Here is a 13,710-nt window from a genome sequence, read left to right on the forward strand (position 1 = left end):
GTGGGTGGAATTAAATATAAGATGAACGTAGGTTGGGCTTCGGCCGTGAGCTTTTGCCGAACGGTTGAAGCATGAAACCCAACGCCCGATTATGTTACGCTACCGCTAACCCATCCTACAAATAATTTTGCCTCCCTACTTAGCTTAAGCCACTTGTCCCAAGAATTTGCGGCAATGAGGTAAGTAGTCGTGCAAAATAAATTTCCTAGTCAAGATAGGCACTCATGCAAGAGGCAAGAGGTGGTTAGATATGTGTAATTAATTTTGCCTAGGTACTTAGTATAATTATAAATGTGTCTTAGCTTAACCCTCTCTACATGACAACAAATCTCACAGACTATAAACATATTGCAATTGATCATCGGGGAGTACCAATAATTGCGGGTTCTACCCTGAAAGTGATTGATCTAGTTATGGCACAAATAGCCTACGGTTGGACTCCAGCAGAAATTCACATTAACCATCGTGATTTAAGTATGAGTCAAATTCACTCAGCATTAGCTTACTATTGGGAACATAGAGATGAATTAGATCAAGCTATCCAAGCTGATTTAGAATTTGCCCAAAAAATGCGAGAAAAAGCTGGAGATTCTCCCTTTGTTAACCGACTTAAAGCACAGGCAATAAAGTAAGAATAGGCGTTTAAAATGTATCTTAGCTTATTGCTGATCCCAATTATTTTAGTAAATATTTAGTCATAAACTTCACTTCTATGACCTACTCTAATAATAATAATTATCCTACTCTCTCGATCAAATTCATAAATAACCCGATAATCTCCTACTCTTAATTTATAAAACCCTGACCATTCTCTCGTAAGAGGAAGGGGGGTTATCTGTTCAAAGTTGATGGCTAACCATTCAATTTTATTAAAAATCCTCAGTCTGATAAGTAGGTAGGTATTAAAAACTTTCAGCTCCCCCCGCCTATCGGCACCCCCCTTATCAAGGGGGGCAGGGGGGATCGAACCTAAAATCCATTTTTAATTTAATTATAACCAGCTACTTAAAATCTGTGATCAAATCTAAATCAGTTATCGACTCCGGTTCAAAAGTAACAGAATAGCTCATTTAAGGTTCTATCGCATATCTTTTATCCACCTCAGATGCAGGAATAGTCGCTCTTCCTTGTAATCTTTTTTGTTGGATTTCTAATAACTTTTCTTTAAAAGATTCCTTAACTTGTTTTCCCTCATCCGGATCACCAAAGTATTCATCTAGAGTATCATCTACTGTATTACGGATTAAACTTTGTAACTCTTGGGGAGTCATGTCTTTTATCTGCATATTTTCTCTAATTAAAAAAAGGACTTTGACTCGTTGCAAGGTAGAACCTTGCAACCCAGATAAGCGAGATTCTACCTCTACTTATTTCTTTGACTCGTTGACTCGTTGCAAAGTTAGCTCGTTGTCGGACTATTCTTCGAGTTGATAGGGACACCATTGACTTTTGGTGGCAAGTTGGGCGTTAATAAGCGTAAAAACGCGCTCTAGTTCAGAAAGTCCAGCATACTCCGCTTCTTCGTCAACAGAGAGACTGTCAGTTTTCTTCTTAGCTAATAACTGCTCAAAACGAGATTGTAGCTCTGAAGTAAACCTGAATAAATAAATGTTACCAAATTCGCGGAGTTCAACCCCTTCTCTCATTAAAGACGAAGGTTGAATCATTAATTGGGGAGTCATTGGCTCTATTGATTGTTATTCCTCTTTCACCTTATCACCTTAACAAATTGCCGAGGAAATGCAAAAGAATATTGATAATATTTAACCAATTTCGGGGCAACCCCTCTGTAGTTGCCCCTCTTAAGGATAATTTATCCCCGACGACGAAGGGAAGCGGCACCCAACGCACCAACAGCGATTAAACTCACTATACCACTAGGTTCCGGGGTTGATACACCACCGCCACCAGCAGGAGTGATATCCCCATTAAGAGCCACAAACCCACCCCCGGTAACATTAGTGGAGTTGTCGGCAATTAAATAGACAGACAAGCCATTAGCATTCAGTCCATAGAGACGGAACTGCACCGGTCCGGTTTGGGGTGCTAAACTGCTTAGGTCAAAGCTGTAGGTATTAAAGCTAGTTGTTAAGTTAACTTGTGTCCCTAAATTATTGGTGAACCCATCAACACTAGAGCGCAAGACTAAATCTAGCTGCGTTTCAGTTTGGGCCGCATTGAGTTGTAAGTTAGTAAAATCGACTTGAAAACCTGCACTAGGTTGTACGGCAAATTCCACATATTGGCTGGTATTAACAGTGCTACCTGTATTCCAACCGTTAGTAGTAGAACCACCCAACAGGAAGATAGGATCATTCTCCCGATTTATCCCGGCGGTGTTTAACCCAGTGCTGGTTATATTCGCACCTACAGTATTCGCCGCTTTGGGATAGGTTGCGGTACTGGCATTAAATGAATTCCAACCAGCTACTATTGCCGCTTGAGCAGGAGTAACCCCAGCTAACCCCATCAGAGTCAAGGGGGTTAAAATTGTCAGTAATTTTTTCATGGATTCGATGACAGTAATAGGAGAAAATTATGGTCATATTTAACGCTAGTTTTGCGCCAATATTCTGCAACAAGAAGTATCACAAAAAAGGGGGGGAGTCAAGGGTTATTTAATCATAATTTATTATGGTTTCTATATTTAAGATAGTTGTGGGTTATATAAATATTCTACCTTGCAACGCAGATAAGCGAGGTTCTACCTCTACTTATTTCTTTGACCCAAATTATCAAAATGAACTGCTTTGGTTTTGAAGTTAAATTTTAGGGGGATGCCATCCTGCTAAGATCCATTGTTGTCTAACTGTGGTGGCAATCAAATTATTGAGTTTTAATGCCATAACTGTTGCACGTCCACAAGGCGTTTTTCCTAAAATTTGTGTTCCCTCTTGACTCCATTGAAAATGTTCTGACCATATTTGTTTTCTTGGATTAAAAAGGGGAACAATTTGCTCAGTTTCGGGGTCTTTTGCTTCGGTTTGTCTGCCCTTATAGCCATTGCATAAACGACAAGCTAACCAGAGATTATATTCATCATCACTTCCCCCTTTAGCTTTAGGAATGATATGTTCAATCTCCAGCAATCCTAACACATATTTTTGTAAACTTAAACAATACCCACAGCGATTATTAGCTTGTTGGCGAATTTTATCTTTAATATAGTCGGGAATAGGGCTAGGATTCATGCTTATAAGGGTGAAATTAATCCTCTTTTAACCGCTTCATTTAATCCTTGAGACTTCTTTAACAAGTTTATTTGATAAATTTGCATCAATGACCAAAGTTCCCTATTTTCAAAGGTTGATAAATCTCTCTCTTGTTGTTGATTGAGCAACTCGCTTAATCTTTGATCCTGTTCTGATGCCATTTGTAATTGAGTTAATTTGATAATTTCTTCATCTGATAATGAATTTAGGGATGAGATTTTTTCGCCTTGATAATTGGGACTAATAGAAAAAGCGATCGCTTCTACTAATATATCATTAAGATCACGGTTAATTGAATGGGCTAAGGATTGAGCTAGATTAAAAATCTCATCAGGTAGGGTTAAAGTAATTGAAATAGCCATAAACTTTTTTTATGCTGGTTTATAGAGATATTATAATTATAACTCAAATTTTTGTTACCTATAGGGATAAAATGGTTCAAAAGTAACAAAATAGCTCCTTTAAGCTTCTTTTATCAACCTCAGATTTCCAAGCAAGATTTACCGATAACTTAACTTACAGCAAACTCAGTTAACTTACGAGTTTCCAGATCGTAAAAAGCTAAAACTATATCTTCTTTAGAAATACCCTCCCTTAATAATTCCGTAGCGATACCTTCCTCAGTCCAATCCTCCTCAATATAAATCTTCTTATTTTTAATCCTAATATGGACTTGAATATTCCTGATTTTTTTCTTGCCTTCCCAACCCATAAAAAGCCAAAAATACTGATCATGTATCTCGTCAAAAACCAGACAACTTTCTTGATCTAAATTAGCAGAACCAGAAACCCATTCGTGATATTCTGTTAATACTTTTTTAATGGCATTGCGATATTTTTTTAGTCTATCCATCGTAAAATTTTCTCCTTTTCCATCTCAACAACCAGCAAAAGTAATTGATTTATTTTCACAATAGCCTGAATTGATTCTCGTTGGAAAAAATTTTCATAAATGCTGTCTTTAATGGCTAGATAAATTTGATATTCTGGTTCGGTAAGACTGATTAAATTTCGATATAAAATATACTGTCCTAAAGCTATTTCAAAATCTCTCATAGGTGAGGGACTTAAAAAGCTTTTGATTTCCACAACAATTTTACGTCCATTTCTTTCAGCATCCAGAGGTTTTTCTGCTGCTAAATCAGCAAAAATTCAACATCTTTATATTTAATTTTATAAGGATCAGCTAAAATACTCCAACCGTCTTTAATTAAGGCATTTTTCACGGCTTCATGGTAAATATCTTTTGCTGGCATGGTTCTAAAAAAGTAATTTCATTAGTTATATTTAATTTTATTAACAATCCTAAGTCTGATAAAATCGGTGATCAAATTTAAATCAGTTATCGAGTCTGGTTCAAATTTAATTTTTGTTGATTCCCCCCTTGATAAGGGTGCTGGTCCCCCCTTCGCCCAAGGTAGGGTTAATTCATGAATTAACCCTACCTTGGGGGTTGATTCGTGAATCAACCCTACCTTAATAAGGGGGGTACTGATACCCCCTGCCCCCCTTGATAAGGGGGGTGTTGATCGCTGGGGGGATCTGAATTAAAACCCACTTACTTAGGGGAGAATTGTTGATTACTTCCCTCTAGTTTTTTCAGCCCAAACTTTGCTGGGTAATCCCCAAACATAGATGAAACCTTCGGCAGCTTTATGATCAAATTGATCCTCGGCTCCGTAGGTAGCTAAATCGGGAGAATAGATAGAATTGACTGACTGACGACCGACCACTTTAGCGTTACCTTTAAACAGTTTGACTCGCACCGATCCCGTTACCTGTTCTTGGGTTTTGAGGATAAAAGCATCGATCGCTTCCTTTAAGGGACTGTACCACAATCCTTTATAAATTAACTGTCCGTAGGTATCTTCAATTCCCCGTTTATATTGGGTAACATCTCCAGTTAAAGTCAAACTTTCTAAGTCCCGGTGAGCATCAATTAAAACTAATAAAGCCGGGGCCTCGTAAATTTCTCGGGATTTAATTCCCACTACCCGGTTTTCGATCATATCTAAACGACCAACACCGTGTTTACCCACTAGGTCATTTAATTGACTAATTAGCGTGACAGAATCGAGATTTTCTCCGTTTAAACTGACAGGAATCCCCTGATTAAAACCAATATCGACGTATTCCGGCTCGTTGGGAGTATCGGCGATCGCTTTGGTCATTAAATAGATTTCTTCCGGGGGTTCCGTCATCGGATCTTCCAAGGGACCGGCTTCAATACTGCGCCCCAACAGGTTACGATCGATACTAAAAGGCGAGGATTTTTTCACAGGAGACTCGATCCCGAATTTTTCCCCGTAGGCGATGGTTTCTTCCCGGCTCATGCCCCATTCCCGGGCGGGAGCGAGAACTTTTAAACTAGGATTGAGGGTCATAATGCCCACATCAAAACGCACTTGATCGTTACCTTTGCCGGTGCAACCGTGAGCGACGGCATCGGCCCCGTATTTCTCGGCGGCCTCTACTAATAATTTAGCGATTAAAGGACGAGCCAGGGCGGTAGAAAGGGGATAACGATTTTCGTAGAGAGCATTAGCTTGAATTGAGGGAAAAGCGTATTCTTTGACGAATTCTTCCTGAGCATTGACCACTAAGGATTCGATCGCTCCGCAGCGCAGAGCCTTTTCTTGAATTGGTCCTAATTCGTCTCCCTGTCCTAAATCGGCGGCTAGGGTAATCACTTCTTCTACTCCCCATTCCTGTTTGAGATAGGGAATACAGACGGAAGTATCGACTCCTCCGGAATAAGCTAAAACCACTCTCTTGGCGCGTCCCATAATTTTTTCACCTAAAAACGACTAATTGATTACTCTTTTAAGTTTATTATATATCCTGGGGATTAGATGCTTCTTTTTTAATGCTTTTTTGTTTAGTTTTTGATGAAGAAAAGGCATGGGAAGTCACGAGTAGAGAGCCAAAACTAAACGGGCAACCGGCCGCTATTTACGTTTACTGGCAGCACGACGGGAGGATTTTTTCGGAGCGGTATTTGGGGGATTATTGTTAGTTTTATCTTTAAATATTGGAATAGTAAAATGAAACTGACTGCCGTGATTTTTGCCCCGGGATTCTGCCCAAATTTCGCCGCCCCAACCATTGACGATCTGACGACAGATAGCCAGTCCTAAACCGGTTCCCCCGGCACTGCGTTGCAGGGCTCCTTCCTCTTGGTAAAAGCGATCAAAAACCTGTTCTAAACGATTGGGTTCGATCCCGCGTCCGGTATCAGAAATGGTGACTTCTAGAGTTTTTGGCTTTCCCAAAGCGACTTCGATCGAGACATTTCCCTCCCGTCCGGTAAACTTACAGGCATTATCGAGAAGTTTGGAGAGTAATTCCACTAACCACTCGCCATCGGCTAAAACAAAGGGCAGATTAGGGGGGACAAGGTTGCTAATTTTGGGGTTTTCGTTGTCGAGATTGCGGGAGTGAACGTGACTGATGGCTAATTCCACACATTCCGATAAGGATAAAGCTTCGGGATTCCAATTAACCCGGCCACTTTCTAACCTAGAAAGAGTTAAAAAATCTTGGATTAATTTACGCATTCGTTCCGCATCTTTCAGGGCAGTATCAAGCATAATTTGGCGCATTTCCGCCGGCATATCCGGTTCCGAGGCCAAACTTTCTAGACAGACTTGAATGGTGGACAGGGGGGTGCGTAATTCGTGGCCGGTAATGGCGACTAAATTAGAACGAGTGCGATCGAGGGCGGCTAATTGTTCATTTAAATCCTGTAAATTAGCGTAGGCTTCTGCTTGAATGAGAGCGACTCCGATTTGAGTGGCCACCGCGTCCACAAGGGCGACATCCTCGCTCTTCCAAGTGGTGGTATAGGGTCCACAGTGATGCAGTTCCAACATTCCCAAGAGACGACTTTGGTAAAAAATCGGTACTAATAACCAGGAATAGATGGAACATTCCCGCACCAGATTTTGAATGGAATCCCCGGGGAGACGGGGATCGTGAATAGCGTCTTCGATTTTCAGGGATTCTCTCAATTCCAGCACTTCCTGAAAAAGAGGATTATTTTTCAGGGGCCATTTTTGTCCTTTGATGGAACTAATGCCGGAGTTTAAAAATTCGTGTTCGATGGTGGCGTTAATGTCGGCTTCCTTACAACGATAGACCACGCAGCGACAGACTCCCAATCCCTGCCCCAATTTCTGCACTGCCACCTGTAGGATAGCTTCCGGATCGAGGGAACGACGGATCGCCGCTGTCACCGAGTTAATCAGTCTTTCCTTATGTTCTTTCGATGCCAAGGAACGATTGGCTTTCAGCAGTTTATACTGTCCCGCTTGCAAATAAGTGACCAATCGCTGGACAAAGGGATCTGGTTCCTCTTGATGATCCCTGTCCGTCAGTTCACAGATCAGGTATTCTTCTTGAGCGCGCCTAATTTTCTCCGCTAGTTCGGGACGATAATCGAGAATATGATTTAAGAGAATTTGGGCGGCCTGTTGACTAACATGGCGATCGCTCGTCCAAATCCCCTCAAAACGGCGATTATTATCCATAGCTGCCCCATTTTCCCCCTCTGCTGTCAGATGGGTTCGTTCCCGACAGATTAAACAACTAGCATAATGGCCACCGATAACCACTAGATGCCATTCTTGGGCTAAACTGTCCTCCGGTTGAAAAGCGATCGTCTCGTAAATGTCGGAACTATGCTTAAAATCGGTTTCTGGGGCCGACAAAACATAAACTTGCCCGCTTTTGTGGGCAATGCGTCGATAGCGATGGGCCTCTTGACGATAAAAGCGCTCACGCTGAAAACTGGCAATCACTAACGGTTGATCGTCTTCCGCTAAAACCTGATCCTCCATGGCGTGGGATAGCGCGGTCAGGGATGCTTTGAAGTACATCTGCGATCGCCATTGGGGGAGTAACTGCAACAGTTCTGTTAAAACAGAAGTTGATCTGCTCATCGATAATCTGTCTCGAGTCGGGTGTGACTAGCAAGCGCAATAGAGGGAACTAGCAATTTCTCCCTTGACCCTATCCTACAGGCTCAAGGGGACAAGAGGTGAGATCGTGACGGCAAGACATTTAAACCGAGTGATGCCAAAAGTGAGGGAAATTATTCTAAGTAGGGAGGCACAATTATTTGTAGGATGGGTTAGCGGTAGCGTAACATGAGCGGGCGTTGGGTTTCATGCTTCAACCCAACCTACGTTCATCTTATATTTAATTCCACCCACCCACTTAGTTAACTAGATGTAGGCGACTTTCATTGCCCAAAGAATCAGAGCAATAATACTACCGATAACGATAATCGACGATATCGCCACTACTGCCGGTTTATCGGCTCCCTCGAATTTCATGATGCCACGATTTAAGTCTGACATTGCTTTTAACTCCTTTTCATGAGATGGATGTAGAAAGTATGAGACACTTTAGGATCATAAATTAGCTAACTCTCATCTATCCGTGTTATTAGAAATTGGTATCATTCGGCTGTCTTTAATCATTCTAGGCGTTCTTTTCGCCCTTGGCCTTCTCCTTGAGGCTATTTTAAGAATTGTCTTCGGGTTCGGTAATCCGCTTATCTACGAAGCTGATGCCGAAATTGGCTATCTTTTGGCTCCTAATCAACAAACGCGCCGTTTTTCCAATTTTATCGCCGTTAATCAGTATTCGATGCGCAGCGATCCGATTACAACCCAACGGCCCCCGGAGACGACGAGAATCATGTTAATCGGTGATTCGATCGCTAATGGCTCCTGGTGGACAGATCAAAAAGAGACCATTGCTGCTTTAATCACCAAAAATTTAGGCCAAAATCTGGCGGGTTCAGTGCAAGTTCTCAATGCTTCGGCTAATTCGTGGGGACCGCGCAATCAATTGGCCTATCTGCGACGTTTCGGCACCTTTGAATCTCAGGTGATTGTGTTATTAATGAACACCGATGATCTGTTCGCTTTAGCTCCTAGTTCGGCGGTGGTGGGACGAGAAATTAATTATCCTGATCGCCGGCCGGCTTTAGCTTTAATCGAGTTGTACGATCGATATTTTAAGCGTTATCCTCCCCTACCACCGGTGCAAGAAGGAGGCGATCGAGTGGGCAATAATTTAAACGCTCTTGCCCAAATTCAATCCCTTGCTCAGGCTAATCAAGCCCGTTTAATTATCGCTATCACTCCCCTCATTCGCGAAGCTCAAAAACAGGGGCGAGATTATGAATTGAAATCCCGTCAAAGACTAGCGGATTTCACCGGCAACCAGCAGATTTTTTATCTAGATTTTCTGCCCATTTTTCAAGCCCATCCTAATCCCGATTCCCTCTATATCGATAATATTCATCTCAGCAGGGACGGTAACGAGTTAATCAGTCAAAAACTGGCCGAGGCAATCAAAAAAGTCTTTTAATTAGGTTTGCTGAATCAGTTATCAGTTATCAGTTATCAGTTATCAGTTATCAGTTATCAGATGTGAGGTTTCAGTTCACATTTTTATCAATTATCAGTTCACTATTTACTGATTACTGTTTACTGTTCACTGTTTACTGATTACTGTTCACTGAAAATACACCCCACTTCCCTAACAACCATACCAAAGCTTTTCTATCTGTTTTGCTAGGGCCAATAACTCAGAGCGATCGCTTGTATCCCTTAAGAGGGTGACATGGCCTAATTTTCGACCGGGACGGGATTTTTTACCGTACCAAAAAACGTGAGCGTCTGGAATTGCCGCTAAAACTGCTCTTTTTTCGGCATAATCGCCGTCACTATCCTCAAAACCCAATAGATTAACCATAACTGCCCCAGCAGATTTTAAGTCCGTGGCTCCGAGGGGCAAATTAGCCACTGCTTGCAGTTGTAGGGCAAATTGGGAGGTAAGACAGGCAGAAAGGCTGTAATGACCCGAATTATGGGTACGGGGAGCGATTTCATTAATCAATACCTCTCCCTGCGGAGTGACAAATAACTCTATCCCGAAAACACCCACCGCCGACAAACTACTTAACAGATGATGGGCGATAGGTTCGGTTTGAGCGTGTAAAGATTGGTTAAGAGCGGCGGGAGCGATTACCCAGTGACAGACTTGCTCCTCTTGATAGGTTTCCACCACGGGATAGGTGACGATTTCCCCAGTTAATCCCCTAGCGGCAACGATGGCTAATTCTCGCTCGTAGGGAATATAAGCTTCTAACATCAAGTCAAGACGCTCTAATTGTGGCTTTTTGGCGTTTAATTCTTCAGGAGTGCGGATAATAAAGGTTCCTTGACCATCATAACCGTGTCGTCGCGCTTTCAGCACTAGCGGAAAAGGATAATTTTCTAGTTGGGATAAATTATCTATCGCCCAAAAATCAGGCACAGGCAACCCCAGAGAGCGTAAATAACATCTTTGCTCGTATTTGTCCAATAGGGGGCGCAGATTTGCCAAACTAGGATAGAATTTCACTCCTGTGGCCGCTAATTCTTCTAGGGCATCTAAATTAACAAACTCATTTTCAAAAGTGATCAGATCACAATGTTGAGCTAGTTTTTTTGTGCCTTCCACGTCGGCTATTTCCGCAAAAACAACCCCGTCAGCTAAAGCAACGGCGGGATCGTCGGGGTGTGGTGTTTGTACAATTAGAGAAATGCCTAATTTCTTGGCTTCCTGTGCCATCATCCATGCTAATTGTCCACCACCAATAACACCAACCCGGGTTTGCATCATTGATCACATCCTAAAGATTCCAGGGTAGAGATGCCGGTTTTTGAGTTGACACCCTCGGCTCTTTCACAGAGATTTTTGATTTGTTGAGCGTCAAGCACGGCAAAACTGAAATCAGCGCCGTTGATATTTACCCCCTCGAAAATGGTACGCAGCATAATTGCTTCAGCAAAAATGGCATCGCTTAAATCAGAATTTTTAAAGGTACTCAGATAGGCTAACCCATTGGTTAAGTCCGCTCCATGAAAGTTGCCTTCGATGATAGAGGCTCCGTTAAACACTGCCCCGCGCAAATCGGCAGAGCTAAAGTTAGAATCTTGCAGATTAACGTTAGTAAATTGGGCAGATTGCAAATTTTGTCCCGAAAAATCCTTTCCTGTCAGATTCTGGTTTTCATAACTGGCATTGGCTCCTGTGACAGCAGCAGAACTGGCCGCTAAGGCATTGACAGGAGATAGGATAAATAGTATTGCAAAAAAAGCGATCGCTAATCGAAAGATAGTCTTCATTGGCGGCAAATTCCATCAGTGGGCATTCTTGATTTTATAGCAGTAAGTCATCAGCCGTCAGCTTTCCGCCGGCCGCCAGAAATTGCCGGCACACAAACCTTTATAATAGCTGTCTGAGCTTATACTGCCGTGTAATTTGGTCTAAACAAAAATATTTAAGCTACAGGCCCTCAGCTTTCAGTTAAATAAGGTAAAAGACAAAAGTTAATTAATTTTCTCTCTCCTGACTTCTATTTCTAAGGACAATTTCTGATTTATACAAGAGGTTTGATGGATACACCGCAACTTTTATTCAATGGTTTAGCCGTCGGCAGTATTATTGCTCTGGCTGCTGTCGGGTTAACCCTTACCTGTGGCATTTTGCGTCTGTCTAATTTTGCCCACGGCGATTTTATGACTTTGGGTGCTTACATAACTTGGGTGGTAAATGCTCAAGGGATTAATCTCTGGTTAGCGATGCTGGTGGGGGCAGCAGTGACAGCTATTGCCATGCTCATTGCCGAGAGATTATTATGGAAACCTATGCGCAATCGACGGGCTGATTCTACCACTTTAATTATTATTTCTATCGGTTTGGCTTTATTTCTTCGCAATGGTATTTTAATGATCTGGGGCGGTAGTAATCAACGCTACGATCTGCCTGTGATGACCGCTACAGAAATTTTTGGTATTAAAGTAGCTTTTGATCGCTTGTTAGTTATTGGTTTGGCAATTCTAGTTATTATTGCCCTCCATTTTTTATTACAAAAAACTAAGATCGGTAAGGCGATGCGTGCCGTAGCTGACAGCAACGATTTAGCTAGAGTAACCGGAATTAACGTCGAATGGGTTGTCTTCTGGACATGGATAATTACCGGAGTTTTAACTGCTTTAGCTGGAGGGATGTTCGGGTTAATTACTGGAGGAGTACGTCCCAATATGGGCTGGTTTTTAATCTTACCAATGTTTGCGGCCGTTATTTTAGGTGGTATTGGTAATCCCTACGGAGCGATTGCTGGGGCTTTAATTATTGGTGTTGCTCAAGAAATTAGTGTTCCCTTAATTGGTTCTGATTATAAATTAGCCGTGGCTTTATTAATTATGATCTTGCTGTTATTATTCCGTCCCCAAGGTTTATTTAAAGGCACGGTTTAACAGTTATCAGTTATCAGTTATCAGTTATCAGTTATCAGATGTAAGTTTTAAGTTTTAAGTTATTTATCTTCATCTTTATCCCTGTTTACTGACTGATTAGGCTCTTCTCGACTTTGTGTGATAATTTTGGCTTATGGAATCCTGAAGTGCTTATTGGGCAAAACTTTTAGGACTATTTTGCGGAATAAACTATCAGTATAGACCTACTTTCCACACAGAAACCAGAAGAGCCACTGATTACTGTTCACTGATCACTGAAAACCCCAATTTTTAATCCTGAATATATTCTTCCCCGGTGATTAAAGCGTATTCAGCGCGGGTAAATTCTCGACCTAAATAAGCAGCATGATCGAACATAGTAATCGGACAAGGTTGGGTTTCTTCGATCACTTTGACGGCTAATTCTTTGGCAGTCCTGGCGGTGTAAATAGACTCAGGATTGCGATCAAGTTTTTGCCTAACACCGATAACTTTTCCCGTTTCTGGATCGACGGCTAAACCTTTTTCGTTGATGATATTGCTGTAATGTTTGGCACAGATTAACCCAGCTTCTCGGTCGAGATAAATAATAAAATATCCTGCGGGATCGAGAGCGATCGGGCGTTTAGAAAGTTGATGATCAATAGCTGTGATTTGGGATTTTAATTCGCTCATTTTCTTGACAAAATTACTTAAATATGTAGATGAAAGCAAGAGCAAATTATATCACATACCATCATCCTTTTTCTAGAGCATTTTGTAGATATAGGCCGTATTTTCTGTGAGCAAATCTGACCTACTGAGCAATAATACTAAATCCTGTTTAAAAAGTATAGGAGCGTGGGGAGCGCTGGAGGAGGGAGAAACAATCCATAACCTGAGAGTTAATCGGACTATTAATACTATTAGGGGTCGAGAAGGTCGTCACCGACCTCCCCTCCCATTCAGAACCGTGCATGAGACTTTCACCTCACACGGCTCCTAGTTTGACTGTTCCCTTGTTAAGGATACAGCTTGACTTCTTTTGGTTAGCCTTGTATTATCTAGTTTGACTTTCTGAAATTGTCAAACCAGATGATTTTAGGCTTCCATCAGATGCCGATTTATCATCGTGACAGTGGCGGTGTAGTAATTGAAGGTTTTTATATTCATCCTTTCCGCCTAAGCTGAGAGGGTGAATGTGGTCAACTTCAATTAAA

Annotated in this window: 16 protein-coding genes and 2 pseudogenes; 3 read left to right on the forward strand and 15 right to left on the reverse strand. The window is 41.8% G+C overall.

Translation table 11 applies throughout. The features are described from left to right. Nucleotides 1-317 precede the first annotated feature (317 nt). Nucleotides 318-632: a DUF433 domain-containing protein gene (locus tag IQ242_RS05020; RefSeq protein WP_052278248.1), complete on the forward strand. Its 315-nt coding sequence runs from the start codon at nt 318-320 to the stop codon at nt 630-632. Nucleotides 633-691: 59 nt separating this feature from the next. On the opposite strand, the gene IQ242_RS05025 is transcribed toward IQ242_RS05020, so the two are convergent. From IQ242_RS05025 to IQ242_RS26660, 11 genes and pseudogenes are all read right to left on the reverse strand, one after another. After that, a complete protein-coding gene (locus IQ242_RS05025) occupies nt 692-976 on the reverse strand; it encodes a type II toxin-antitoxin system RelE/ParE family toxin (protein WP_370582959.1) in 285 nt (94 codons plus the stop codon). A 94-nt stretch (nt 977-1,070) separates the two neighbouring features. Continuing rightward, the gene (locus IQ242_RS05030) at nt 1,071-1,286 is read right to left on the reverse strand and encodes a hypothetical protein (RefSeq protein ID WP_193959236.1); all 216 of its coding nucleotides are present in this window, start codon (nt 1,284-1,286) and stop codon (nt 1,071-1,073) included. Nucleotides 1,287-1,415: 129 nt separating this feature from the next. Further along, a complete protein-coding gene (locus IQ242_RS05035) occupies nt 1,416-1,682 on the reverse strand; it encodes a hypothetical protein (RefSeq protein WP_052278253.1) in 267 nt (88 codons plus the stop codon). A 131-nt stretch (nt 1,683-1,813) separates the two neighbouring features. Further along, nucleotides 1,814-2,509 (reverse strand): PEP-CTERM sorting domain-containing protein, encoded by a 696-nt coding sequence (locus IQ242_RS05040; RefSeq protein ID WP_193959237.1) that lies wholly within the window; start codon nt 2,507-2,509, stop codon nt 1,814-1,816. Nucleotides 2,510-2,762: 253 nt separating this feature from the next. Then, complete coding sequence (locus IQ242_RS05045; RefSeq protein WP_158200901.1) at nt 2,763-3,191, reverse strand: HNH endonuclease; 429 nt, start codon at nt 3,189-3,191, stop codon at nt 2,763-2,765. Nucleotides 3,192-3,193: 2 nt separating this feature from the next. Then, nucleotides 3,194-3,574: a hypothetical protein gene (locus tag IQ242_RS05050; RefSeq protein ID WP_190721511.1), complete on the reverse strand. Its 381-nt coding sequence runs from the start codon at nt 3,572-3,574 to the stop codon at nt 3,194-3,196. A gap of 149 nt (nt 3,575-3,723) precedes the next feature. Beyond that, nucleotides 3,724-4,065 (reverse strand): XisI protein, encoded by a 342-nt coding sequence (locus IQ242_RS05055; RefSeq protein ID WP_193959238.1) that lies wholly within the window; start codon nt 4,063-4,065, stop codon nt 3,724-3,726. Beyond that, nucleotides 4,053-4,468, reverse strand: a pseudogene (locus tag IQ242_RS05060) (XisH family protein). Before IQ242_RS05060 ends, IQ242_RS05055 begins: the two are co-directional and overlap by 13 nt. Nucleotides 4,469-4,792: 324 nt before the next feature. After that, the gene (locus tag IQ242_RS05065) at nt 4,793-5,998 is read right to left on the reverse strand and encodes an argininosuccinate synthase (protein ID WP_002736083.1); all 1,206 of its coding nucleotides are present in this window, start codon (nt 5,996-5,998) and stop codon (nt 4,793-4,795) included. Between the two features lie 162 nt (nt 5,999-6,160). Beyond that, entirely contained in the window at nt 6,161-8,152 is a 1,992-nt protein-coding gene (locus IQ242_RS05070; protein WP_193959239.1) for a DICT sensory domain-containing protein, read from the reverse strand. A gap of 285 nt (nt 8,153-8,437) precedes the next feature. Next, nucleotides 8,438-8,572: a hypothetical protein gene (locus tag IQ242_RS26660; protein ID WP_002736350.1), complete on the reverse strand. Its 135-nt coding sequence runs from the start codon at nt 8,570-8,572 to the stop codon at nt 8,438-8,440. 82 nt (nt 8,573-8,654) lie between these two features. On the opposite strand from IQ242_RS26660, the gene IQ242_RS05075 reads away from it, so the two are divergent. Beyond that, nucleotides 8,655-9,593, forward strand: a complete 939-nt coding sequence (locus IQ242_RS05075) for an SGNH/GDSL hydrolase family protein (RefSeq protein WP_193959240.1) — start codon at nt 8,655-8,657, stop codon at nt 9,591-9,593. A gap of 171 nt (nt 9,594-9,764) precedes the next feature. On the opposite strand, the gene IQ242_RS05080 is transcribed toward IQ242_RS05075, so the two are convergent. After that, nucleotides 9,765-10,892 carry a 5-(carboxyamino)imidazole ribonucleotide synthase gene (locus tag IQ242_RS05080; protein WP_193959241.1) on the reverse strand — a complete coding sequence of 376 codons (1,128 nt, stop codon included), beginning with the start codon at nt 10,890-10,892 and terminating at the stop codon, nt 9,765-9,767. Then, nucleotides 10,889-11,398 carry a pentapeptide repeat-containing protein gene (locus tag IQ242_RS05085; protein WP_193959242.1) on the reverse strand — a complete coding sequence of 170 codons (510 nt, stop codon included), beginning with the start codon at nt 11,396-11,398 and terminating at the stop codon, nt 10,889-10,891. Before IQ242_RS05085 ends, IQ242_RS05080 begins: the two co-directional genes overlap by 4 nt. A gap of 270 nt (nt 11,399-11,668) precedes the next feature. On the opposite strand from IQ242_RS05085, the gene IQ242_RS05090 reads away from it, so the two are divergent. After that, nucleotides 11,669-12,532, forward strand: a complete 864-nt coding sequence (locus IQ242_RS05090; protein ID WP_193959243.1) for a branched-chain amino acid ABC transporter permease — start codon at nt 11,669-11,671, stop codon at nt 12,530-12,532. A 270-nt stretch (nt 12,533-12,802) separates the two neighbouring features. On the opposite strand, the gene IQ242_RS05095 is transcribed toward IQ242_RS05090, so the two are convergent. Together IQ242_RS05095 and IQ242_RS05100 are read right to left on the reverse strand one after the other, a co-directional pair. Then, complete coding sequence (locus IQ242_RS05095; protein WP_002735883.1) at nt 12,803-13,186, reverse strand: DUF4346 domain-containing protein; 384 nt, start codon at nt 13,184-13,186, stop codon at nt 12,803-12,805. Between the two features lie 306 nt (nt 13,187-13,492). Further along, nucleotides 13,493-13,710: pseudogene (locus IQ242_RS05100) on the reverse strand (HNH endonuclease); the annotation flags it as partial.

Source organism: Microcystis sp. LEGE 08355, assembly GCF_015207185.1.
In the GTDB taxonomy this organism is placed as follows: domain Bacteria; phylum Cyanobacteriota; class Cyanobacteriia; order Cyanobacteriales; family Microcystaceae; genus Microcystis; species Microcystis panniformis.

What these genes read in the sequence shown, in the direction of transcription:
- IQ242_RS05020 (WP_052278248.1), top strand. Translation starts at nt 318, where the DNA reads ATGACAACAAATCTCACAGACTATAAACATATTGCAATTGATCATCGG.
- IQ242_RS05030 (WP_193959236.1), bottom strand. Translation starts at nt 1,286, where the DNA reads ATGCAGATAAAAGACATGACTCCCCAAGAGTTACAAAGTTTAATCCGT.
- IQ242_RS05035 (WP_052278253.1), bottom strand. Translation starts at nt 1,682, where the DNA reads ATGACTCCCCAATTAATGATTCAACCTTCGTCTTTAATGAGAGAAGGG.
- IQ242_RS05040 (WP_193959237.1), bottom strand. Translation starts at nt 2,509, where the DNA reads ATGAAAAAATTACTGACAATTTTAACCCCCTTGACTCTGATGGGGTTA.
- IQ242_RS05045 (WP_158200901.1), bottom strand. Translation starts at nt 3,191, where the DNA reads ATGAATCCTAGCCCTATTCCCGACTATATTAAAGATAAAATTCGCCAA.
- IQ242_RS05050 (WP_190721511.1), bottom strand. Translation starts at nt 3,574, where the DNA reads ATGGCTATTTCAATTACTTTAACCCTACCTGATGAGATTTTTAATCTA.
- IQ242_RS05055 (WP_193959238.1), bottom strand. Translation starts at nt 4,065, where the DNA reads ATGGATAGACTAAAAAAATATCGCAATGCCATTAAAAAAGTATTAACA.
- IQ242_RS05065 (WP_002736083.1), bottom strand. Translation starts at nt 5,998, where the DNA reads ATGGGACGCGCCAAGAGAGTGGTTTTAGCTTATTCCGGAGGAGTCGAT.
- IQ242_RS05070 (WP_193959239.1), bottom strand. Translation starts at nt 8,152, where the DNA reads ATGAGCAGATCAACTTCTGTTTTAACAGAACTGTTGCAGTTACTCCCC.
- IQ242_RS26660 (WP_002736350.1), bottom strand. Translation starts at nt 8,572, where the DNA reads ATGTCAGACTTAAATCGTGGCATCATGAAATTCGAGGGAGCCGATAAA.
- IQ242_RS05080 (WP_193959241.1), bottom strand. Translation starts at nt 10,892, where the DNA reads ATGATGCAAACCCGGGTTGGTGTTATTGGTGGTGGACAATTAGCATGG.
- IQ242_RS05085 (WP_193959242.1), bottom strand. Translation starts at nt 11,398, where the DNA reads ATGAAGACTATCTTTCGATTAGCGATCGCTTTTTTTGCAATACTATTT.
- IQ242_RS05090 (WP_193959243.1), top strand. Translation starts at nt 11,669, where the DNA reads ATGGATACACCGCAACTTTTATTCAATGGTTTAGCCGTCGGCAGTATT.
- IQ242_RS05095 (WP_002735883.1), bottom strand. Translation starts at nt 13,186, where the DNA reads ATGAGCGAATTAAAATCCCAAATCACAGCTATTGATCATCAACTTTCT.